The 23895-nt window shown below is 54.0% G+C and carries 19 protein-coding genes; 8 read left to right on the top strand and 11 right to left on the bottom strand.

Annotated features, from left to right (window positions below; genetic code table 11):
- Nucleotides 1-13: 13 nt before the first annotated feature.
- The gene (locus tag JW499_RS16230) at nucleotides 14-877 is read left to right on the top strand and encodes an SDR family oxidoreductase (RefSeq protein WP_205211566.1); all 864 of its coding nucleotides are present in this window, start codon (nucleotides 14-16) and stop codon (nucleotides 875-877) included.
- Between the two features lie 37 nt (nucleotides 878-914).
- On the opposite strand, the gene JW499_RS16235 is transcribed toward JW499_RS16230, so the two are convergent.
- From JW499_RS16235 to hemB, 6 genes are all read right to left on the bottom strand, one after another.
- The gene (locus tag JW499_RS16235) at nucleotides 915-1667 is read right to left on the bottom strand and encodes an ABC transporter permease (RefSeq protein ID WP_205211567.1); all 753 of its coding nucleotides are present in this window, start codon (nucleotides 1665-1667) and stop codon (nucleotides 915-917) included.
- Complete coding sequence (locus JW499_RS16240) at nucleotides 1664-2356, bottom strand: ABC transporter permease (RefSeq protein WP_205211568.1); 693 nt, start codon at nucleotides 2354-2356, stop codon at nucleotides 1664-1666. Before JW499_RS16240 ends, JW499_RS16235 begins: the two co-directional genes overlap by 4 nt.
- Before the next feature lie 68 nt (nucleotides 2357-2424).
- A complete protein-coding gene (locus tag JW499_RS16245) occupies nucleotides 2425-3183 on the bottom strand; it encodes an ABC transporter substrate-binding protein (RefSeq protein ID WP_205211569.1) in 759 nt (252 codons plus the stop codon).
- Nucleotides 3184-3256: 73 nt separating this feature from the next.
- Nucleotides 3257-4030, bottom strand: a complete 774-nt coding sequence (locus tag JW499_RS16250; protein ID WP_205211570.1) for an ABC transporter ATP-binding protein — start codon at nucleotides 4028-4030, stop codon at nucleotides 3257-3259.
- A 299-nt stretch (nucleotides 4031-4329) separates the two neighbouring features.
- Nucleotides 4330-6555: a polyphosphate kinase 1 gene (ppk1, locus tag JW499_RS16255; RefSeq protein WP_232846470.1), complete on the bottom strand. Its 2226-nt coding sequence runs from the start codon at nucleotides 6553-6555 to the stop codon at nucleotides 4330-4332.
- Between the two features lie 50 nt (nucleotides 6556-6605).
- Nucleotides 6606-7616, bottom strand: coding sequence for a porphobilinogen synthase (gene hemB / locus JW499_RS16260; protein ID WP_205211571.1), 1011 nt, complete (start codon nucleotides 7614-7616; stop codon nucleotides 6606-6608).
- A 215-nt stretch (nucleotides 7617-7831) separates the two neighbouring features.
- On the opposite strand from hemB, the gene elbB reads away from it, so the two are divergent.
- The 3 genes from elbB to JW499_RS16275 all read left to right on the top strand — a co-directional run bounded on the left by elbB (nucleotide 7832) and on the right by JW499_RS16275 (nucleotide 11741).
- Complete coding sequence (gene elbB / locus JW499_RS16265; RefSeq protein WP_205211572.1) at nucleotides 7832-8485, top strand: isoprenoid biosynthesis glyoxalase ElbB; 654 nt, start codon at nucleotides 7832-7834, stop codon at nucleotides 8483-8485.
- A 111-nt stretch (nucleotides 8486-8596) separates the two neighbouring features.
- Nucleotides 8597-10345: a putative bifunctional diguanylate cyclase/phosphodiesterase gene (locus JW499_RS16270; protein ID WP_205211573.1), complete on the top strand. Its 1749-nt coding sequence runs from the start codon at nucleotides 8597-8599 to the stop codon at nucleotides 10343-10345.
- 172 nt (nucleotides 10346-10517) lie between these two features.
- Nucleotides 10518-11741, top strand: a complete 1224-nt coding sequence (locus tag JW499_RS16275) for a GGDEF domain-containing protein (protein WP_205211574.1) — start codon at nucleotides 10518-10520, stop codon at nucleotides 11739-11741.
- Here the strand turns inward: JW499_RS16275 and JW499_RS16280 are convergent.
- Entirely contained in the window at nucleotides 11738-12682 is a 945-nt protein-coding gene (locus tag JW499_RS16280) for a LysR family transcriptional regulator (RefSeq protein ID WP_205211575.1), read from the bottom strand. The genes JW499_RS16275 and JW499_RS16280 overlap by 4 nt on opposite strands.
- Before the next feature lie 136 nt (nucleotides 12683-12818).
- Between JW499_RS16280 and JW499_RS16285 the strand changes: the two genes are divergently transcribed.
- Nucleotides 12819-13787, top strand: a complete 969-nt coding sequence (locus JW499_RS16285; RefSeq protein ID WP_205211576.1) for a DMT family transporter — start codon at nucleotides 12819-12821, stop codon at nucleotides 13785-13787.
- A 45-nt stretch (nucleotides 13788-13832) separates the two neighbouring features.
- On the opposite strand, the gene JW499_RS16290 is transcribed toward JW499_RS16285, so the two are convergent.
- Nucleotides 13833-14303 (bottom strand): Lrp/AsnC family transcriptional regulator, encoded by a 471-nt coding sequence (locus JW499_RS16290; RefSeq protein ID WP_205211577.1) that lies wholly within the window; start codon nucleotides 14301-14303, stop codon nucleotides 13833-13835.
- A gap of 211 nt (nucleotides 14304-14514) precedes the next feature.
- Between JW499_RS16290 and JW499_RS16295 the strand changes: the two genes are divergently transcribed.
- A complete protein-coding gene (locus JW499_RS16295) occupies nucleotides 14515-18042 on the top strand; it encodes an indolepyruvate ferredoxin oxidoreductase family protein (protein WP_205211578.1) in 3528 nt (1175 codons plus the stop codon).
- 30 nt (nucleotides 18043-18072) lie between these two features.
- A complete protein-coding gene (locus JW499_RS16300; protein WP_205211579.1) occupies nucleotides 18073-19272 on the top strand; it encodes an amino acid aminotransferase in 1200 nt (399 codons plus the stop codon).
- 122 nt (nucleotides 19273-19394) lie between these two features.
- Here the strand turns inward: JW499_RS16300 and hisF are convergent, their stop codons facing one another.
- The 3 genes from hisF to hisB form a co-directional block, all read right to left on the bottom strand.
- On the bottom strand, nucleotides 19395-20168 hold the full coding sequence (hisF, locus tag JW499_RS16305) for an imidazole glycerol phosphate synthase subunit HisF (RefSeq protein WP_205211580.1): 774 nt from the start codon (nucleotides 20166-20168) through the stop codon (nucleotides 19395-19397).
- Nucleotides 20169-20257: 89 nt separating this feature from the next.
- A complete protein-coding gene (gene hisH / locus JW499_RS16310) occupies nucleotides 20258-20905 on the bottom strand; it encodes an imidazole glycerol phosphate synthase subunit HisH (protein ID WP_205211581.1) in 648 nt (215 codons plus the stop codon).
- Nucleotides 20906-21499 (bottom strand): imidazoleglycerol-phosphate dehydratase HisB, encoded by a 594-nt coding sequence (gene hisB, locus JW499_RS16315; RefSeq protein WP_205211582.1) that lies wholly within the window; start codon nucleotides 21497-21499, stop codon nucleotides 20906-20908.
- Between the two features lie 250 nt (nucleotides 21500-21749).
- Between hisB and JW499_RS16320 the strand changes: the two genes are divergently transcribed.
- Nucleotides 21750-23894, top strand: coding sequence for an AsmA family protein (locus JW499_RS16320; RefSeq protein ID WP_205211583.1), 2145 nt, complete (start codon nucleotides 21750-21752; stop codon nucleotides 23892-23894).
- Nucleotide 23895 lies beyond the last annotated feature (1 nt).

Below are 23895 nucleotides of genomic sequence, written 5' to 3' on the forward strand. Positions count from 1 at the left end.
CAGGATAAGCACTTTGAAGCATAAGTTAAACAGGGAACAGATTCTAATCGCCGGCTGCGGTGATATCGGCAGCCAGCTGGGACTGAATCTGGTTACCGCAGGGCGTCAGGTATTTGGCCTGCGACGTAATATAAACCAGCTGCCCCCGGGTATCCAAGGAATTGCGGCTGATCTGAGTCAGCCTGACACGCTTCTTAATCTGCCGCAACAACTGGACACGCTTTTCTACGTGGTGGCGGCCGGCTCCCGTGATGAGTCGGTTTACCGAAGGGCTTACCCGGACGGTATGCACAATCTTCTACAGGCATTGCAACAACAGGGCATCCACCCCCGTCAGCTGTTTTTTATCTCCAGCACCGCCGTCTACCATCAGCAAAATGACGAGTGGGTTGATGAGCGCAGCGCTACCGAACCGGATAACTTTTCTGGCAGGATTATGCTGGAAGCAGAGCAGATCGCCCTGCACAGCGGTATCCCGGCAAGCATTGTGCGTTTCAGCGGTATCTACGGTCCCGGACGCAACTATATGCTGAGCCAGGTCAGCCGTGGTATCGGCCACCCCGCAGAGCCCCCACGCTACAGCAACCGGATCCACCGGGATGATTGTGTAGGGGCTCTGCTGTATCTTTATCAGCTATCTAAGAAGCAAACTCTGAAACCCATCTATCTGGCCAGTGATGATCAGCCGGCACCGCTGCATGAGGTCAGCGACTGGCTGGCGGCTCAGCTTGGCGTTGAGATTACCGAGAGATCGGCACACCGGACCATCGGCAGTAAGCGCTGTAGCAATACTCTGCTGAAACAGAGCGGCTACCGGTTCAGATATCCGAACTATCAGACAGGCTACCCGGAACTGATCCGCGCATTTCTCCGGTAACCCCGGTTTACTCATCAGTAAGCCGTTCTGATCAAAGCTATTTCTGATCGATATGAGGATCCCGCAGCTGTGGATCAAGGTCCACGGGGGTCTCCGTATGGTGATAATACTGATAGCGGTTAAAGCGATACTCCATAAAGCGGAACAGCGCAATGATCAGTGCACTGATCGCCAGATAGACCACCCCGGCGGCGAGAAACATCTCCAGCGGCGTATAGGTGCGGGCGATAATGGTGCGGGCCATGCCGGTCAGATCAAGCAGGGTGATGGTGCTGGCCAGGGCACTGCCCTTCAGCATCAGAATCACCTCATTGCCATAGGCTGGCAGGGCGATACCAAAGGCCCGGGGCAGGATGATCCGCCGGATCTGGGTGGATTTATTCATCCCCATTGCTTCCGCTGCTTCTATCTCGCCGGTAGGGATCGCCTGAATGGCACTGCGAAACAGCTCGGCACTGTAGGCGGCCGTGTTCAGACTGAAGGCGATAATGGCACACCAGTAGGGTTGCCTGAGCATCGGCCAGAAAACCGACTCACGCACCGCTTCAAACTGCGAGGCACCGTAATACACCAGAAAGATCTGCACCAGCAGGGGCGTGCCCCGGAAAAAGTAGATATAGGCAAACGGCAGCGCCTTAACCCAGGGCCGTGTTGATGCCCGCATCAATGACAGCGGTATCGCCAGGGCGATACCGATCAGGCCGGAGATCAGCACCAGCTCCATCGTCAGCCAGGCTCCCTCCAGCAAGCGGGGAAAGTATTTCCAGATAACATCCCATTCCCAGGTCATCCGCGGTTCCCCCTGGCTGCAGGATTAGCGAGCCGTTCCATAAACATGGTAAATCCGGTGGTGGCGGCAGTCAGTAGCAGATAGATAAAAGCGGCGACCATAAAGAAGGTAAACGGCTCCTTGGTGGAGCTGATCGCCACCTGAGACTGACGCATGATATCGTTCAGCCCCACCACTGACACCAGCGCGGTATCCTTGAGCAACACCTGAAACAGATTGCCCAGCCCGGGAATCGCCAGACGCCAGACCTGCGGCAGGATAATCCGGAAAAACGTCCGCGGGGTACTCATGCCACAGGCTAAGCCCGACTCCCACTGCCCTTTGGGAATCTCCATCATCGCCATCCGGAACACCTCGGTGGCATAAGCACCAAAGGCGATCGACAGCGCCGCAACCCCGGCCACAAAAGGCCCTATCTCAATATACTCGGTATAACCAAAGCCACCGGCGATCCACATCAACAGCTGGGAGCCGCCAAAATAGATGGTTAATACCAGCAATAGCTCGGGCAGTCCCCGCACCAGGGTGGTATAACCTGTGGCCAGCCAACGGGCAACACGGTTTTTTGACAGCTTAGCCGCCGCCCCCGTCAAACCCAGCACCAGCCCCACCAATAAGCTGGACAGGGCCAGCTGGATGGTAACCCAGGTACCGGATATAAGCAGATGGCCAAAGCCTTGCAAGTCCATGAAGTTCGCCTAAAAAACGGGCCGGTCAGCGCCGGCCCCGGTTACAGAAACAGTTGCCTGACAGGCCATTAATAGATCGAAAACGGGAAGTACTTCTCGTTGATCTTGGCGTAGGTACCGTCGGCAACAATCGCCTTAATCGCGGCGCTGAACTTGTCTTTCAGTGGGTCACCCTTGCGCACGGCAATACCGATCTCATCATTGATATCGATATCGTCCCCGTTGAAGGCAAAACCTTTACCATCATCGGAACGCAACCAGTCATAGGCGGGGAACTTATCCGATAGCAGGGCATCCAGACGTCCAGTAGACAGATCCAGATAGGCGTTATCCTGGGTGTCATAGAGCTTCACATTAACCACATCACCGAGATTATCTTCCAGATACTGGCCGGCAATCGTGGCCCGCTGAGCCCCCACCGTTTTACCTTTAAGGCCCTCTTTAGTGACCTGGACATCGCTCCCCTCTGGAGTCACAAACGCCAGGACATTGGAGTAGTATTTCTCAGAAAAATCGACCACCCGCATACGTTCCTCGGTAATCGACATCGATGCAATAATCGCATCATATTTACGTGCCCGCAGACCCGGAATAATGCCGTCCCAGTCCTGCGCAACAATCTCGCAGTCAGCCTGCATCTGTACGCAGAGCGCTTTGGCAATGTCGACATCAAAGCCGATCAGCTCACCATTGGAATCCACCATATTAAACGGTGAGTATGCCCCCTCTGTGGCGATACGGATCTTATCGCCAGCAGTTGCCAGCTGAGCGGTCAGCAGGCTTGCGGCAATCAGAGCGGCTGTGGCAAACGCTTTTGGTATATTCATTTCTATTTCCCTTCACTCATTGCATTGATTCAGCAAAAACTTACGCTGTTTACACCAGTCTTCGGGCAAAAGCTTAGCTATGACTGGCCATAAATTCCTGTACCCGCTTTGATTTAGGGTGGTTAAACACCTGATCCGGCGGGCCCATCTCTTCGATCTGTCCCTGGTGCAGAAAAATCACCTGACTGGATACATCTTTGGCAAAACGCATCTCATGGGTGACGATCAGCATGGTACGCCCCTCTTCTGCCAGCTCTTTCATCACCGCCAGCACCTCGTTTACCAGCTCCGGGTCCAGCGCTGAGGTGGGTTCATCGAACAGCAGAACCTGTGGGTCCATCGCCAGCGTCCGGGCAATCGCCACCCGCTGTTTCTGACCACCCGAGAGATTGTCCGGGTAGGCATTACGCTTATCCGCCAGACCAACCTTCTCGAGCAACTGCTCCGCCCGGGCGATCGCCTCGGCCTTAGGTTGTTTCAGCACCTGAACCGGCGCTTCGATGATATTTTCCAGAATGGTTTTATGGGGCCAGAGATTAAAGTTCTGAAACACAAAACCGATGCGCGAACGCAGTCGTTCCAGCTGTTTGCGGTTTGCAGCAACCAGGTTGCCATCTTTTGCGGGTTTCAGTTCGAGGCTTTCATCGCCCACGGTAATCTCACCCTGGCTGGGGTTTTCCAGCAGATTAATACAGCGAAGCAGAGTACTTTTCCCCGAGCCACTGGAGCCCAGAATTGAGATAACATCACCATCATAAGCGGTCAGGGAGACCCCCTTCAGCACCGCAAGGTCGCCGTAGGATTTATGGATATCTTTCAGCACCAGGGCTGTTGGGGCATTCGCCATGATCAGGCTTCCGTCTGGTTCTTATTGTTCCGTGGGTAACGGTTAATAACGTGAAGGATAGCACTCAACGGGTCAACAGGTTGACTGGGAGTGTCAGCAGGATCCACTGCCGCTATCACGCATGTTTCCTATCAGAAACTTAATTGAATCAGTCAATTGTCCACAAAAAAGACACGGAAGCAAACAAAAATAGAACGAGAAACAACAGAGCCCCGTTACCGGAGGCCCTGTACGAAAGCGAAGATGAGAGACGGCTGCCTGAAAGACAGTAGAGCAATAGCTACACTGAAGGCTGCCTGTCAGCTGCCAAACTGACTCAGTAGCGTTTCCTGAGCACTGATCAGTTCTTCACCCTCCTCAGGTTTATTGAGCGTATAGCTACCATCGGAGTGCAACATCCAGCTGCGGCTGTTGTCCGCCAGATAGAGATCCAGGTCCGACTTAACCCGCTCCGCCAGTTTTCCGGTCAGCGGAAAGCCGGTTTCAACGCGGTTAAGCATATTGCGCTCCATCCAGTCAGCACTGGAGCAGAGCACGTCAGGCTTACCTTTATTGCCAAAGTAGTAGACCCGGGTATGTTCCAGGAAACGACCGATGATAGAGCGTACGGAGATATTCTCGGAGATCCCCTCAATCCCCGGACGCAGCCGGCACATACCGCGCACAATCAGCTCAATCTTCACCCCTTTCTGCGAGGCCTGATAAAGCGCACGGATCAACTGGGGTTCGGTGAGGCCATTGATTTTGACGATGATATGTCCATGCTTACCATGCCTGGCTTCCCGCTCAATCATCTCAATCATACGTGAGTGCAGGGTAAACGGCGCATTGTGCAGCTTTTTCAGCCGCAGAATCTTGCCCATACCGGTAAGCTGCTGGAAGATCTTGTGCACATCCTCGCCAACATCCGCATCACTGGTCATATAGCTGTAATCGGTATAAAGACGTGCCGTCCCGGAGTGGTAGTTGCCGGTGCCCAGATGCGCGTACCGTACCAGCTTGCCCTCTTCGCGACGCACCACCAGCATCATCTTGGCGTGGGTTTTGAAGTCCACCACACCATAGACCACCAGAGCCCCGGCTTCCTGCAGACGGCTGGCCAGCTGCAGGTTGGACTCTTCATCGAAACGGGCCCGCAGTTCGATAACCACCGTCACCTCTTTACCACTGCGGGCGGCATCGACCAGTGCATCGACAATATCGGAGTTCACTCCGGTACGATAAAGTGTCTGCTTAATCGCCAGCACCTTGGGGTCTTTAGCCGCCTGCCGCAGCAGATCAACCACCGGAGAGAATGACTCGAACGGGTGATGCAGTAACTGATCTTTCTGCCGCAGCACATCAAAGATATTTTTCTGCTTATATCTGCCGGACATTCCAGGGGTAAAAGGCTTCCAGCACAGATGCTTGCAATCAACCAGATCGCGCAGCGCCATCATCCGGGTCAGGTTGACCGGGCCATCAACCCGGTAGGTATGCGCTTCATCCAGACTGAACTCCCGCAACAGAAAACGGATCAGGTTTTCAGGAGTCCGCTTGTCCACCTCCAGACGCACGGCAGCACCATATTTACGGGAGTGTAGTTCACCCCGTAGCGTGCGGGCCAGATCCTCCACCTCCTCAGAATCAAAGGTGAGGTCGGCATTACGGGTAATACGGAACTGATAACAGCCCTCCACTTTCATTCCCGGGAACATCTCATCGGCAAACTCATGGATGATCGAGGAGAGGAAGATGAGGTTATCCCCGCCATCACAGAGGTTATCCGGCAGACGGATCAGGCGGGGCAGAGAGCGCGGCGCAGGGATAATCGCCAGGCCACTTTCCCGGCCAAAGGCATCTTTGCCATCCAGCTCAACAATAAAGTTGAGACTCTTGTTAACCAGGCGGGGGAAAGGGTGAGACGGGTCGAGACCGATAGGGCTGACCACCGGCTGAACTTTCTCTTCAAAAAAGACCCGGATCCACTCTTTCTGCTCATCGGTCCAGTCACGACGACGCTGAAAGTGAATATTTTCATTTTCCAGCTGCGGAAAGATAGTCTCATTGAGTATCTTATACTGTCGCTCCACCTGCGCATTGCAGATCTCGCCGATCCGGTTCATCACTGCCTGTGGGTGCAGCGCATCGGGGCCGACCGATTCCCGACCATACTTTAGCTGCGCCATCAGTTCGGCGACCCGAATCTCGAAGAACTCGTCCAGATTACTGGAAAAGATCAGCAGGAACATCAGTCGTTCCATCAACGGATGGCTCTCGTCCAGCGCCTGCTCCAGCACCCGGATATTAAACTGCAGATGACTCAGTTCGCGGTTGATATACAGTTCGGGGGCTTTCAGATCCAGCGGCAACTCTTCAACCGGCTCGGTCACTGCAATCGCTTCACGACTCTCAACCAGGGCAATCGAGGCTTCACTGGAGAGATCTCGCTGCTCCGTCGCCTGCTCAGCAGCCCCCTCTATCACCTCCAATACGGCCTGATCAGTGGCCGTATCATCTGCCTGCTTGTTCATCTGCTCTGTCATTACTGTCCCCATCAACCACTATTAATACTTATCCCTGCAGCTACCTGATATCACTCATTCAGTAACTGCGCTGCCCGCTTGGCAAAATAGGTCAGAATGCCATCACAGCCGGCCCGCTTAATACAGGTCAGCGATTCCATCATGACACTGCGTTCATCCAGCCAGCCGTTCTGAAATGCCGCCATGTGCATGGCATATTCACCACTCACCTGGTAAACGAAGGTGGGCACTTTCAGTTCATGCTTCACCCGACGAACAATATCCAGATAAGGCATACCCGGTTTGACCATCACCATATCGGCGCCCTCGGCCAGATCCAGCGCCACCTCATGCAGCGCCTCATCACTGTTAGCAGGGTCCATCTGGTAATTAAATTTATTCCCTTTACCCAGATTACCCGCCGAACCGACCGCATCCCGGAATGGCCCATAGTAAGCACTTGCATACTTGGCAGAATAGGCCATTATGCGAGTATTTACATGAGAGTTCATTTCCAGCTCTTCACGGATAGAGCCGATACGACCGTCCATCATATCGCTGGGTGCCACAATATCTGCACCCGCCTGCGCATGGGACAATGCCTGAAGTACCAGCGTATCCACCGTGCGGTCATTTAAAACATAGCCACTGGCATCAATAATGCCATCCTGTCCATGGGTAGTGAACGGATCCAGCGCCACATCGGTTATCACCCCCAGCTCGGGGCAGGCATCCTTGAGCGCCTTAACGGCACGTTGTGCCAGACCATCGGGGTTATAAGCTTCTTCCGCCAGCTCGGTTTTTACATCCAGCGGCGTCACCGGAAACAGGGCGACGGCGGGCACACCCAGCGACACCAGCTCCCGGGCTTCTTTCACCAGCAGATCGATACTCATCCGCTCCACACCGGGCATGGAGGGCACCGCTTCGCGCTGATTCTTCCCCTCAATAACAAACACCGGGTAGATCAGATCATCAGGCGTCAGCACGTTTTCACGCATCAGACGACGGGAAAAATCATCGGCCCGCATACGACGCATGCGGGTTTCAGGGAAAAAACGCTGACTATTTGTAAATGACACAGAAATCTTCCTCCAGAAGCGGCTATTTGACCGGAAAACAGTTACGTTATTATGACAGAAGCAACTTGGTGACGACTACAGATAAAGCACTATACTTGGCCACTGAGGTTTTTAATGCGTGCGGCAACGGTCAGTCGCTTTAAATACGATTATCTGCAGTCATTAGCACCTTTCTGTTGTCACAACCCTGTCACCATACTAAGGGAGTACCGATCATGAAAAAAGTTGCAGTCATTCTATCAGGATGCGGCGTTTACGATGGTTCCGAAATTTATGAGTCCGTATTGACACTGCTGGCACTGGAGCAGGGTGGTGCCCGCTATCAGTGTATGGCACCCAACATTGATCAGATGCATGTCATCGATCACCGCAGCGGTGAGGTGATGGCGGGACAGCAGCGTAATGTGCTCACCGAAGCGGCACGACTGGCGCGGGGAGAGATTATCGACCTGGCGGATGCTAACCCTGCTGACTACGATGCACTGATTATTCCCGGCGGCTTTGGTGCGGCGAAAAATCTCAGCAATTTCGCGGTAGCCGGGGCTGCAGCCGTAGTCACCCCCGGGCTGATCAGCTTTACTCAGGCGATTCATGCAGCGGGTAAACCGGTTGGCCTGATCTGCATCGCGCCAGCGATGACGCCTCTGCTGTTTGGCAAGGGGGCGATCTGCACCATAGGTAATGATAAAGAGGTCGCGGCAGCAATTGAGGCGATGGGCGGTCAGCATCAGGAGTGCGGTTGCAGTGACATAATTATTGATGACACCCGCAAGATTGTAACAACTCCGGCTTATATGTTAGCCGGTAGTATCAGTGAAGCGGCCAGCGGCATTAATAAACTTGTTGATAAGGTGCTGCAACTTTGCTGATCGCTGTTATTATTAGGTGCAATAATTAAACAACATGATAGTGAGTAGTTCTATGCCATCAGTGAAGTTTACCTGTTATTTCAGTCCGCCTGAGGCGCAAAGGTTTAACTGATGGCCTGCTCACTACCACTGCGAATCAGTCTGATTATTACGGTGATCTCTGCAGCCCTGACACTGATTATACTACTGGTCAGTTTTTTCCTGATCGGCGAACTCAATCTGAACCAACTCAATCACCTGCCTCTTAATCGCCTGGCGATACTGGCCGTTGCCTTTTTAGTGCTGCTTCCGCCGGTGTTTATCCTGTCCCGCATACTGGCAGGCAGACTGCTGCGCCCCTTGCAGACACTGACGGAAAAAACCCGCAGCTACAGCACCGACGGTTCACCAGTCAGTTTTTTACTGGACTCTGATGATGAGTTTGCTGAACTCGGGAAAGCCCTGCAGGAGATGCAGGAGAACCTCAGCGACAGCCATGCCCAACTGGAGATGATGGCGTTCCGTGACCCTCTGACCGGGCTGTCTAACCGTCGCGGACTGCATCAGGAACTGAGCAAGCTGATCCTGTGGGCACGCCAGCAGGAGAATCGGATTGCATTGCTGTACATCGATCTGGACCACTTTAAGCAGATCAATGATTCCTCCAGCCATGCCTATGGCGACCAGATACTGAGGGAGATCGCCCAACGACTGCTGCAGGTGGTAAAACAACAAACCCGGCACAGCCAGTTACCCTTTCCGGAAGAACTCTTACTGTCACGTCCCGGCGGCGATCAGTTTATCATCATGCTTCCCGACATCGGTCAGGTAGAGCAGGCGGGTCAGCTCAGCCACCACATTATCGAGGCGATACAGCAGCCCTTCCAGGTCAGCGACAGGTATTTCAAACTCTCCTGCAGTATCGGTATCACGCTCTATCCCGATGATGCTAACAGCGCCGAACGGATGTTAAAGCACGCCGACATTGCTATGTATGAGGCCAAACGCTCAGGGCGCAACCGGTCCCGCTACTTTCTTCCCGCCATGCACCGTCAGGTAGAGGAGAGAGTCATGATCCAGCAGGGGATCAGTACTGCAATTGCTGAAAACCAGCTCTATATTGAGTACCAGCCGATTGTCCATATGAAGAAAAAACGGGTGGTCGGGGCGGAAGCTCTATTGCGCTGGCACCATCCCAAACGGGGCCGTCTGGGACCGGAAACCTTTATCCCTGTTATTGAAGAATCAGATCAGATTGGCGCGCTGACCGTCTGGATTATTGAAACGGTTGCCGCGGAACTCAGACTGCTTCCCAGCCAGAAGGAGGCCACCAAACTATCGATCAACATCTCCTCTGCCATTCTGAATAAACCGGAACTGGCACAACAGGTCAACGATGCCCTGCTCAGGGTAGACGCCCCTGATCACCGGATCTGTCTGGAGATAACTGAAACCAGCCTGATGGAAGATATCGATAACACCCTGCCGCTGTTGCTAAGGTGGAAAGACGCAGGCTACAGCATCTGGATCGATGACTTTGGTACCGGCTACTCCTCCCTCAGCTATCTCGCCCGGCTGCCCATCGATGGTGTTAAAATTGACCGTAGCTTCATCCGTGATTTTGACAACTCTAAACCGGTCATCGAGGCGATAATTGCCCTCGCAGACACCATGAATCTGCTCACCGTGTCAGAAGGTGTCGAACAGGCAGAGCAACAACAGTCGTTGCTGCGCCTGGGGTGTGACTTCGCCCAGGGATATCTTTATTCAGAACCCTTATCGATCAGTCTGCTAACCGATAAACTGGAACAACAGCTACTCAGGGAATCGCGTCAGACGCTTAAATTCAGACCCCGCAGCAAAACCAAACTGCCTTTTTAAAAGCGCCTCACAACGCTCAGAATGCGAGGATTGCTACCCGTTTTGTGGATCGTTTGATGGCGGAATTGACCTGTATCACTTTAGTGACACTTACCTGAAAAGAGACGTAGTTTCCAGCGTTACAAGCCTATATTGTGCAGTCTGATCTCTGATCAACTTCGGAAGCAGAAGGATGAAATACTTAACCGCTATGTATATCTCACTAAGTGAATCGTTGGGTATCTATACACCAGACCAACTCTATGAACTATTCACCAATAAACAGCACAGCATGCCAATATCCCGACACCGGGCCACTATCATGCAGAGCCGGGTGTTTTTCTTCTGCGCCATTTTCGCGGTACTGGTGCCGACCTGGTCATTGATCGATCTGCTGTTCCTGCCCGGAAAACTATGGGGTGAGTTGCTGCTGATTCGCATACTCTCCGGCGCGGCCTTTATTCTGCTCGCCTGGCAGGCACGCAAAGAAGCAAGCCTGCTACGCGCGCGACTACTGTTGGCCGGCATGCTATCGGTAACACCGCTGTTCTATCTGGTCTCCGATCACTGGCTGCAAGCCTATGAACTGAGCGATACAGAACAGGTCGTTGCAGAACTCTATGCGCTGCTGCCCTTTGTCATGGTTGCCGGTCTGACCCTGTTCCCTTTAACTCTGCGAGAGCTGCTGGCCTATGCCGCCCCGATGCTGATCGTCGTGGTAATAGCGGTGATTCCGCAGGCTAAAAACGATATCCCGCAGGCGGTCTCCACTATCTGGCTGTTCACCCTGATCCTGGGGGTGGCGATGTTTGCCTCGCTGAATCAACTGCGCTACATGCTTTCCCAGGTGAATCGCGCCAGCTACGATGTGCTCACCGGCCTGCTGACACGCAGGGCCGGGATCGAGATGCTTGATCTGCAGTACCGCCTGACCACCATGAGTGAAAGCAATCTGTCGATTCTTTATCTCGATCTGGATCACTTTAAAACAGTGAACGATGTATACGGCCATGACGCCGGAGATGTGGTACTGAAAACCGCCGCACAACAACTCTGTGCAACGGTGCGTAAAGGCGACAGTGTGATCCGCTGGGGGGGGGAAGAGTTTATCGTCATATTGCCGACCGCCACGCCTGACGAAGCTAACGATGTCATTACCCGGCTGATGAAAGCAGGCCTGGGCACACGTCCGGATGGCACGCCGGTCACTGCCAGCATCGGTGTAGCGGAAGTTCAGGCCGATACAACAAAAGACTGGAAAGCAATGATTGAGCTGGCGGACCATCGCATGTACACCGCCAAAACCGGTGGCCGGGCGAGAAGTATGGGCATCAATGACACGCAACTGCTATGGCCGGAATGCAGCAACGCGGAAGCTATTCAGAATCCAGAGGAAGTACTGCCAGCAACCAGTTAAGACACCGGAAAGGGGATCAGCTCCCTGACCACCTGGCTGCACAGATTCCGCAGCCAGAGACTGCCCGGGTCCTGATCGACCGCTTTGGGCCAGACCAGATAGTAATCGATATCATTCGATTCGAAAGGTAGCGGCTTAATCGTCAGGCCGAAGCGTTCGGCATACTGAGAAGCCAGCAACCCGCTGGAACTGAACAGCAGCTGGGTCCGTCCCACCGCTTCCAGTGCGGCCATGAAATAGGGGGTGCGCAGAGCAAACTTTTTTTCCTGGGCCAGCTTCCCCAGGGGATCGTTCGCCAGTAACTTAGCCCCGCCACCCAGGCTAACCAGCACATGGGAATATGACAGGTATTCGGCAATACTAACCCGCTCCTGCATCGCCAGCGGGTGATCCTGCGCCATAATCAGCACATACTTTTCCCGGCCCAGCAACTGACGCTCAAAATGAGGCGGCACCTGAATAAAGTTACTGCACAGAATCACATCACACGGCTGTCCCGGATCCTCCAGTAAACTGGATTCAGAAACTGTCGAGGTGTCCAGAGAGGCGTTAGGTGCCTGCTGATAAAAACGCTCAGCAATACTGGGGCCATAGGCCTGGGCCTGATAATGGGTGGTTTGCAGACGGAAGGTTCGGTCACTCAGGTGTGGTACGAACTGCGGTTCGGCGATCAGGCTGGCCAGCTGCTCCAGCATCTGCCGCACCGGGAGTTCCAGTGCGAGCGCTTTAGAGGTGGGAATCATCCCCCGGGCGGTGCGCACAAACAGCGGATCATCAAACCCTTCACGCAGACGGGTTAATAGCCGGCTCATCGCCGACTGACTGATAAACAGCCGGTCTGCAGCGCGCCCGACATTGCGCTCTTCAAGCAGATAGAGCAGGCCGGTCAGACTCTTTATATCCAGTTGCTGAAACTGGCCTGACAACTTAATTCTGCCCATCTGCCCCTCATTCGCTAGTCACTCTATTAAGTATTACCCAATTTATGCATAAAGCTATGAACTATTATGCACTGGAAACAGATCGTAATACACGCCATGCTGCAGACTCTGTTTTTTTTTACCTTCGAGGGCGGACATGACACTGGATCGTCGACGATTCTTATATGGCCTGTTTTTCTGCAGCGTCACCCTGATGTTCTGGGGCATGCTGCCGATCGCCCTGAAGCTTTCCACCGGCTTTATCGATCCGGTCACGTTCACCTGGCTGCGATTCAGTTTTGCGGCGGTGGTGATGCTGATATGGCAGGCCAGGCGGGGCAAACTATCCGAGTTTCGCAATCTGTCTAAAACCAATGTCGCCAGGCTGATGATAGCCGGGACAATGCTGATCGTGAACTACACCTTTATGGTCTGGGGACTGAGTTATCTCCACCCGGGGGCGGCACAACTCAGCTTTCAGCTAGCACCGCTGTTTCTCACCCTGGGAGGCTGGTGGTTTCTGAAGGAGCGGGTGTTCTGGCAACACTGGGTCTGCTTTGCCATTATGGCCACCGGCATGCTGCTGTTTTTTCATCCCGCGATTGAGAGTGGTACCGGGCTGACGGGCACCGGCTTCCTTCTCATTCAGGTGTCAGCACTGGGCTGGACCGCTTATGCGCTGCTGCAGAAATCGCTGTTTAAAGTGTTGTCAGCCTCCAATATCCTGCTCAGTATCTTTGTTTATGCTCTGGTGGTTATGCTGCCCTTTACCCATCCGGCGTCATTGCTGGAACTGGATATTCGGGACCGCTGGGTCACTCTGTTCTGCTGCATCAACACGCTGGTGGCTTACGGCTCATTCGCTCAGGCGATGCGTTACTGGCAAACCGTGCAGGTGAGCGCCTGCGTTGCCATGACACCGGTCATCACCTTTATTCTGACCGAAGCCTGCGTCGGTATTGGACTGTTCCATGATGTCATCTTCTCTGCCGAAGCCGACCGGCTAAGCCTGTCAGGGATGGCGCTGGTGATCATTGCGGCGATCACCGTGCAGTTGCTCAGCCCGTTGCTGGAAAGACGCCGGATAAAGACACTGCAGCAGTTAACGATCGCTACTGACCGCTGAAAAGCAGTACAGGCTATCGTTACTGATCGGTCTTTCAGGGCAATTTTACAGATCAATAGGAATCGCGGTTTCATTTTTAATTTCACGCAGGGCAAAGTTGGACCTTACCTGACTAACCCCCGGCAGGCTGAAGATTTTTTCATTCAAAAAACGGTCATAGGCGGCCATGTTCTGAATGATCACTCTCAGAACATAATCTGCATCACCGGTGACCGCAAAGCACTGTAGAACTTCCGGGTAGCCCTGTACGGCTTGTTGAAACTCCATAGCATGATCCTGCTGATGGCGGATCAGCGTCACCATGATCAGCACGCAGAGGTCATAACCCAGTGCCTCAGGACTAACCAGCGCCGTATACTTTTTCAGAATCCCTTTTTCATCCAGAGCCTTGACCCGGCGCCAGCAGGCAGCAGAGGAGAGACCCACCTGGTCGGCCAGTTGCTGATTAGAGATCCGGCCATCCTCCTGCAGGGCGGCCAGAATATGGCGGTCATAACGATCTAACTTTTCAGTCATAAATTCACACAATCACAGAAAAACAAAATTTTCTTTATATAAATACCAATATAGATAAAGATTCTTTCTTATTAGGCGCGAATGCACAGATACTTTGCAAGCACCTTTCGTAAAAAAAAACCTACACTTTCGGCATCAGATGGGGCGCTTGGTATGGATCAAGAAAGCGTCTCACCGCATAACAATAAAAACGATTGCTGAGGTGTATGGCATGAACCATTACGACAAGAGTCCGGATCAGGGCAATAATGATCTGAGCGCTATCGATACGTCCCTTTCCGACGCAGCGGCGACGCAAAATTTAGACTGCTATACGCTCAATGACCGCTATCTGAGAGACACCGGCCGCGTCTTCCTCACCGGAACCCAGGCACTGGTGCGTCTGCCCATGATGCAACGAGAACTGGACCGCAAACATAATCTCAATACCGCAGGATTTATCAGTGGCTACCGTGGCTCACCATTAGGCGGCTATGACCAGGCCTTGTGGCAGGCAAAAAAACTGCTGCAGGCGCAGGACATAGACTTTATCCCGGCGGTGAATGAAGAGCTGGGCGCCACCCTGGTGCTGGGAACCCAGCAAGTCGAAACCGCTGAAGATAAGAATGTCGATGGCGTGTTTGCCATCTGGTATGGCAAAGGCCCGGGCGTTGATCGCGCCGCAGATGCGCTTAAACATGGTAACGCCTTTGGCAGCTCGCCTCACGGCGGCGTGCTGGTCGTCGCGGGCGATGATCACGGCTGTGTTTCATCCAGCATGCCCCATCAGTCTGATGTGACATTCATGTCGTTCTTTATGCCAACCATCAACCCGGCCAACATCGCAGAGTATTTCGAGTTTGGACTCTGGGGCATTGCGCTGTCACGCTTCAGCGGCACCTGGGTTGGTTTCAAAGCGATTTCAGAAACCGTCGAAAGCGCCGCCTCGGTCGATATTGCTGAGTTACCGGAGTTTATTATTCCACAAGATTACTCGGCGCCGGAGGATGGCCTGCACTATCGCTGGCCGGATCTGCCCGGACCTCAGCTGGAAACCCGGATTGAGAAAAAACTTGAAGCGGTGGCGGCATTTGCCCGTGCTAACCCACTGGACCGCTGCCTGTATAACCTCGAACAGGCCCGTATGGGTATTGTCACCACTGGTAAAGCACACCTTGATCTGATGGCCGCACTGGAGATGCTGGGGCTAACGGAAGCGAAACTGCGCGCGCTGGGTATTGATATCTACAAAGTGGGTCTGGTCTGGCCACTGGAAAAGCATGGTGCTATGAACTTCATCCGCGGCAAGGAAGAGATTCTGGTCATTGAAGAGAAGCGCGGCATTATCGAAAGCCAGATCAAAGAACACCTGTCGGCCCCCGATGAGACCATTAAAATCCGGATCATTGGTAAGCATGACGAGCAGGGCAGACCGCTGGTCCCTTATGTCGGCGAACTTGGGCCGAATATGCTGGCTAAAGTGGTTGCGGACCGCATCACCCTGCTGCTGGGTGAGAACTTCCGCGAGCAACTGGCAGAGATCGGGCTCCGAGGCAGTAGCGTATGTGATCCGCAGGGGGTGCGCCGCCTGCCCTATTTCTGCTCCGGCTGCCCGCACAATATCTCGACTAAAGTCCCGCAAGGCAGTAAGGCTCAGGCCGGTATCGGCTGTCATGTGATGGCCAGCTGGATGGGGCGGCATACCGAATCCCTGACACAGATGGGCGGTGAAGGCGTTAACTGGGTGTCGAAGTCTCGCTATCTGCAAAACAAACATATCTTTCAGAATCTGGGAGAGGGCACTTACTTCCATTCCGGAACGCTGGCAATCCGCCAGGCGATCGCAGCCAACACCAATATTACCTACAAGATTCTGTTTAATGATGCGGTCGCGATGACCGGCGGTCAGCCGGTTGATGGTGTCATTAGCGTACCAGCCATCGCCAGGCAGGTACATGCTGAGGGCGTGCAACGTATCGCCATTATCAGTGATGAGCCGGAGAAATACAGCGACAAGAGTGTATTCCCCTCAGTGACAACCTTTCACGATCGTCTGGAACTGGATGTGGTACAGCGGGAGCTGCGCGAGATAGCCGGGGTCACCGTGCTGATCTACGATCAGACCTGTGCCGCCGAAAAACGTCGCCGACGTAAGCGTGGCCAGTTCCCTGATCCGCAGAAGCGCGTCTTTATCAATCACAATGTGTGTGAAGGCTGTGGTGATTGTTCCGCACAGTCTAACTGTCTCTCCGTGGTTCCCCGTGAGACGGAGCAGGGACGTAAACGTCGTATAGATCAGTCATCCTGCAATAAGGATTTCTCCTGTGTCCAGGGGTTCTGCCCGAGCTTTGTCACCATTGAAGGTGGCGCATTGCGCAAAGGCACAGGTGTCACCACGGGTGAAGCCTTCCAGCAGAAAATTGCCGCGCTGCCACGCCCCCAGCAGGCACCGTTAACCGGTTGCTACAACCTGCTGGTAGGCGGAGTTGGTGGTACCGGTATCGTCACCGTCGGCGCATTAATCACCATGGCTGCCCATCTGGAATCCAAAGGGGCATCGGTACTGGATTTTATGGGCTTTGCACAGAAAGGCGGCTCCGTACTGAGTTATGTCCGTCTGGCATCAGAACCGGATGCGATCCACCAGGTGCGGATTGAAACCGGCCAGGCAGATGCGATGATCGCCTGCGACATGGTGGTGGCAACAACCGATAAAGCACTGACCGTATTGCGTAAAGATCATAGTCGTGCGGTCCTCAATCTGGCTGAAGTTGCCACTGCCGACAACGTGCTCTACCGGGATGCGGATATGGAAGCTACCCGCCGGACACGCATCCTCAACGAGGCGCTGGGGGATGATCGTCTCACAACGATAGATGCCAACCGCCTCGCGGAAGCACTGCTGGGCGATACCGTTTTCTCCAATGTGATGATGCTCGGTTTCGCCTGGCAGCAGGGTCTGGTACCGGTATCACTGGCGGCGTTACAAAAAGCTATCGAGCTGAACGGCGTGGCGATTGAGAAAAACCAGACCGCCTTCAGCTGGGGCCGCCTGGCAGCAGTCGATCCGGCATTTGTTGAACAGGCGGCAGGCGGACACACTCCGGCACAGGTATTAACTCTGCAGCAAAAGATTGAACGCAATGCAGCGTTTCTCAGTCGCTATCAGGATAGCGCGTATGCCGGGCGCTACCGGTCACTGGTGAAACAGATTGCTGAGGCGGAACAGTCTCTGGCGGGGAACAGCACTGCACTGACCAAACAGGTTGCCACACAACTGTTCCGTCTGATGGCATACAAAGATGAATACGAGGTCGCACGCCTGTATACCGAGACAGACTTCCTGCAGGAGGTCGACCAGACGTTCAGCGGCGATTACCGTATTAAATTTAATATGGCACCCCCACTGCTGGCGCGTAAACGGGATAGCCAGGGGCGTCCGAAGAAGATGCAGTTTGGCCCCTGGATTCTGAAAGGTCTGCGATTGCTGGCGCAGATGCGTCGCCTGCGGGGCACACCTCTGGACCTGTTCGGTTACAACCCTGAACGCAAGCTGGAACGACAGTTGCGCGACGGGTATATCGCCCTGATCAACGAGCTCAGTACAACGCTCACCCAGGATAACCTTTCGACAGCTATTGAGCTGGCGGCACTGCCTGCGGAAATCCGCGGCTTCGGGCCAGTCAAAGAGAAGGCGGCCAGAGAGGCGCAGGCACGGTCTCAGTCCCTGTCTCAACAGCTACACCAGGAGCGCGCTTAAGTCCGGCCGGAAACATCTCAGGAGATCACTATGTTTGAACATTTACAACCCCTGCCACAGGACCCGATTCTGTCAATGCTGGCGGACTACCGGGCAGACACGCATCCAAATAAGCTTGATCTGGGCATCGGCGTCTATAAGGATGAGCAGGGTAATACGCCAATCATGCAGGCAGTTAAAGACGCGGAAAGCCGTTTATTAACCATCGGGCAAAGCAAAAGCTACACCGCCCCGGCCGGAACGCCTGCTTATAACCAGCTGGCAGCAGCCCTGGTGTTTAGCCCGGACCATCCGGCGCTCAAAGATCAGCGGATTGTCTCAGCACAAACCCCGGGGGGCTGCGGCGCACTGCGCATGGGGGCCGAGTTCCTCCGCGGCTGTAGCCAGAAGAGTCGCGTCTGGGTCAGTCTGCCAACCTGGGCTAACCATATCCCACTGATGGCCGGTGCGGGTCTGGAAATAGCTGAATATCCCTATTATGACTACGCCACCAAAGGGATTCAGTTTGAGGCGATGTTGCAAACGCTGGAGCAGGCCAGCGCAGGGGACTTTGTTCTGCTGCATGGTTGCTGCCACAACCCCAGCGGCGCTGACCTGAACCGGGAACAGTGGCATGCAGTGGCCGATCTGATGGCACGAAAAGGGCTGATCCCTTTCGTCGATATGGCGTATCAGGGGCTGGGAAATGGTCTCGAAGAGGATGCCTTCGGTGTGCGTCTGTTGGCGCAACGTTTTCCAGAGATGCTGGTGGCGACCTCCTGCTCGAAAAACTTCGGCCTCTATCGTGAGCGAACCGGCACCCTGTTTATAGTGGCCGCCAACCGTGCTGAAGCGGAAACCGCAGGCAGTCAGCTGTTCAGCAAAATCCGCAGTCACTACTCCATGCCGCCGGCACACGGTGCAGCGATAGTGGAAACCATCCTTTCCGATACGGCGCTGACAGCATCCTGGGAGCGTGAACTGGCAGCGATGCGTGAGCGGATTCAGGGGCTGCGTCAGCAGTTGGTTGCCGCAATCACAGCGTCGGGCATTGATGGCGATTTCACCTTTATCCAGCAGCAGCTGGGCATGTTCTCCTTTTTGGGAATCACCCCGCAACAGGTAGAGCAGCTACGCCAGGACTACAGCATCTATATGATCAACTCCAGCCGGATGAATGTTGCCGGGCTGAATCAGGACAGCATAGACTACTTTGTCTCGGCGCTGACTGAGGTGCTAAGCGCCCGCTAGATCCGCCTCTTAAAGCGGACCGTTCAGGCAAACGGTTATTGCCAATCTCTGATCAATAAAAAGCCCGGTAACCGCATCTGTTACCGGGCTTTTTATTGTTTCAGCTATCGGCTGGGCCGATGTCAGAGGCGCACCTCGATGCCCCGCTCCCGCATATACTGTTTCGCTTCCGGGATGGTGTATTCATTGAAGTGGAAAATCGATGCTGCCAGCACCGCATCCGCCTTACCTTCGATACAACCGGCCACCAGATGATCCAGATTACCAACACCGCCAGAGGCGATCACCGGCACATTAACCGCTTCACTGATCGCCCGGGTGACGCCCAGATCATAACCGTTTTTCACGCCATCCTGATCCATTGAGGTCAGCAGAATCTCACCGGCCCCCAGCTTCACCATCTTCTTGGCCCACTCAACCGCATCGATACCGGTTGGCTTACGGCCACCGTGGGTAAAGATCTCCCAGCGGTCCGTTTCACCCGGCTGTGACACCTTCTTCGCATCAATCGCCACCACGATGCACTGCGAACCAAACCGCTCAGCCGCTTCCCGGACAAAATCGGGGTTAAACACCGCAGCGCTGTTGATCGATACCTTATCGGCCCCCGCATTGAGCATGGTGCGAATATCTTCCACGGTACGGATACCACCACCAACGGTCAGGGGGATAAACACCTGTGATGCCATCCGCTCCACAGTATGCACCATGGTATCCCGGCCCTCATGGGTCGCGGTGATATCCAGAAAGGTGATCTCATCAGCCCCCTGCTCATCATAGCGTTTCGCCACTTCCACCGGATCACCGGCATCGCGGATATCGACAAACTGCACCCCTTTCACAACGCGGCCGTTTTCTACATCCAGACAGGGGATAATACGTTTTGCCAGTGCCATGGTGTTTACCTTTAAGAACTCATATAAAACATCAGACCGGAAACCCTGACAGGGATTCCGGTGTTTCTTTTAAAACCGGGCGGTTCAGATCAGGGCTTGCCATCCCAGTTAAGGAAATTTTTCAGCAACTGCAGCCCCACCGTATGGCTTTTTTCCGGGTGAAACTGTGTTGCAAACACATTATCCCGGGCGATCGCCACATCGAAATCAACGCCGTAGTGGCAGTTACCAGCCACCCGCTGTTTGTCAACCGCATCCACATAATAGCTGTGGACAAAGTAGAAACGACTGCCGTCTTCGATCCCCTGCCACAGCGGGTGGTCAAATGTCTGATGCACCTCATTCCAGCCCATGTGCGGCACCTTAAGACGCTCACCATCGCGCTCTTTCAGATCATCGCCAAAGAAGCGCACGGTGCCATCAAAATGGCCCAGACAGTCGACACCACCATTCTCTTCCGAACGCTGCATCAGTGCCTGATAACCGACACAGATACCCAGAAACGGCTTGCCGGAGGCGATCGCTTCAGCCACCTCTTTATCCACACCCAGGCGACGAATCTCCGCCATACAATCGCGGATGGCGCCAACACCGGGCAGCAACACCCGGTCGGCGCTGCGCACTTTCTCCGGATCAGCGGTCACCAGCACCTCAACACCGGGCATCACATGCTCCAGCGCCTTGGCAACCGAGTGCAGGTTGCCCATACCGTAGTCGATCACTGCAACACTGCTCATTTACAGCGTTCCCTTAGTCGAAGGCATCTGATCAGCCGCGCGCTGATCAATCGTCAACGCACCGCGCAACGCCCGGCCAAACGCTTTAAAGATCGTCTCCGCCTGGTGGTGAGCATTAAAGCCCTTCAGGTTATCGATATGCAGCGTCACCCCAGCGTGGTTAACAAAGCCCTGGAAAAACTCCCAGAACAGTTGAGTATCAAACCGCCCGATACTGGCACGGGTGAACTCAACATTCATATCCAGCCCCGGACGGCCGGAAAAGTCGATGACCACCCGGGACAACGCCTCATCCAGCGGGCAATAGGCGTGGCCGAAGCGCAGAATCCCCTTTCTGTCACCCACCGCCTGAGCAAACGCCTGTCCCAGAGTGATACCAATATCTTCCACCGTATGGTGATCATCGATATGGTTATCCCCTTTCGCCACGATATCCATATCGATCAGACCATGACGGGCGATCTGATCCAGCATGTGTTCAAGAAAAGGCACGCCGGTATCAGCATTCAGCTTACCGCTGCCATCCAGATTCACAGCAACAGTGATCCGGGTTTCCAGGGTATTTCGGGTGACGGAGGCTTTCCGTTCAGCCATGATCTTCTCCGCGATGGGTTAACAGAAAAACAGTTGGTACAAACATTCAAAAAAATAAGCTGCCATTATACAACCAATAGCATGTCAATGCGTAGCACCGGGCAGGATTAAGCCCACTAAAAACCGATTGCAACTGACTGATTTCATGTACGGTTAATCTAGGGTCTGTAAAATCGTTCTGCTACTATGCTGTTATAACTCTTGTTTGCCGAGAGATCTGTTTTGCCGAGAGATGGTTCAAGGAGAAATCATGAAAACGTTTTTAAAGGTTTTTGGTGGCCTGGTTGCCCTGCTGCTGATCGTCATCGTTGCGGGCGGAGTCCTGCTGGGGATGTTCTTCGATCCGAATGAATATAAACCAGAAATCAAAAAACTGGCGCTGGAGAAAGGCGGTGTACAGCTGGAGATCGATGGCGATCTGGGCTGGTCTGTATTCCCCTGGCTGGGTATCGAAATCAACCAGATCAAGGTCAGCTACCCCGGCAAGCCGCAGCTGGCTGAGCTGAATCAGGCTCAGGTATCGGTCGAACTGCCAGCATTGCTGTCCGGTAACGTTAAAATGAGCAGCATCCTGCTGGATGGCCTGACCCTGAATCTGGAAAAGGGTCAAGATGGCAGCACCAACTGGGCGGTCTCCGGGGCAGGTCAGCAAACGTCAGGCACAGTGGAAACGCCAACACCCAGTGCAGCAGAAGCCTCTGGAGGTGCCGCAATCGCCCTGGATATAGAGAGCATCGCCATCACCAACGGTAATATCAGCTATATCGATAGCGCTGCAGGCAGCAAGGTGCTGCTGAAAAACTTCACCATGACCTCCGGAAAAGTCACCACCGGCGCATTTTTCCCGGCAGAACTGAGCTTTCAGGCAGAGCAGTATCAGGCTGAACAGAAGCAGCTGACCGTAGATGCTGCACTTAAAGCCGGTTTTTTCCTCGACCTGGCAAATCAGCAATACAAGATCAAAGGACTTGAAAGCACCCTCGGCCTGACCGGCGCGCCATTCAACGGTAAAACCGTTAACGTTAAGCTTAATAGTGATATTTCAAGCGACCTGAACAAAGAAACTGCCAGCCTGTCGGGCATGAGTCTGAGTGCGGCAAATCTGATCGCCAGTGGCGATGTAACGGTCACCAGCTTCAGCAAACCGGTTATTACCGGCAACCTGAAAGTCGCCCAGTTCAGCCTGCAGGAACTGCTGACCGCGCTGGGACAGCCTGCCATTGAAACCACCGATCCGGATGTACTGAAAGCGATCAGCTTTAATGCAGAGCTGGGCGGCGCACCCAATACCCTGGGGCTGAACAAGATGAGCCTGCAGCTGGATGACACCCACTTCAACGGTAACTTCGCCATGAACCTGGCCTCCGGTGCCATCGCTTTCAATCTCAAGGGAGATGAACTCGATGCCGACCGCTATCTGCCACCGGCCAAAGAACAGCCAGCACAGGCTGCTTCCGGCAGTGCCGAAAAATCCTCAGGCTATTCAAAAGAACCCGTAGTGCCGGTTGAGCTGCTGAAAGGCCTGAATATGGATGTCGATCTGGGGCTGAAAAAGCTGCTGATCAACGGCCTCACCCTGAGCAATCTGGAGCTGGACACCAGTGCCCATGGCGGTCTGGTCAATATGAGCAAGATCAACGCCGATATGTACAGCGGTACCCTGCGCAACTCGGTGGTCATCGATGTACGCAAATCACCGACCCGTTTCCACATAAAGAAAAACATCAAAGGGATCCAGATCGGCGATCTGCTGAAAGATATGGCAGATACCGACCGCCTCACCGGGACGTTCAACACCCAGACCGATATAACCGCCCAGGGCGAATCGGTATACGCCATTGTTAACAGCCTCAACGGCAATTCCAATGTCACCATGCCCGATGGCACCGTCAAAGGGATCGATATCGCCCAGACCATCTGTCAGGGCTTTAACAACGTTGCTGCACTGGGGGTTAATGCCGATCAGGTGGACCGTTCCACCCCGTTTGCCGATCTCAGCAGTACCTTCAAATTCACCAACGGCGTGGTTAGCAATAACGACCTGATCACCAAACTGGATGCGATCACCCTGCGCGGCAGAGGCAACGTCAGTCTGCCTGCACAGAATCTGGATTATCGTCTCGGCCTGACTATCGAAGAGAACCTGTTCAAGAAAACCTGTGCCGTGAACAACAACCTGGAAGGGGTTGAGTGGCCGGTAAACTGTAAAGGCAGCTTCGATACCGAACCGGCTAAACTGTGTCGCCCGGATGCCAGCGTGCTCAAAGAGCTGCTGAAACAGAAAGCGAAAAAACAGCTGGAAGGCAAACTGATGGATAAACTCGGTGGCAGTGGCGGCGAAGGAAGCAAAACTGAGAATGCGAAAAAACTGCTCAAAGGATTGTTCGGTAACTAAT

Source organism: Amphritea pacifica (assembly GCF_016924145.1).
Classification (GTDB): domain Bacteria; phylum Pseudomonadota; class Gammaproteobacteria; order Pseudomonadales; family Balneatricaceae; genus Amphritea; species Amphritea pacifica.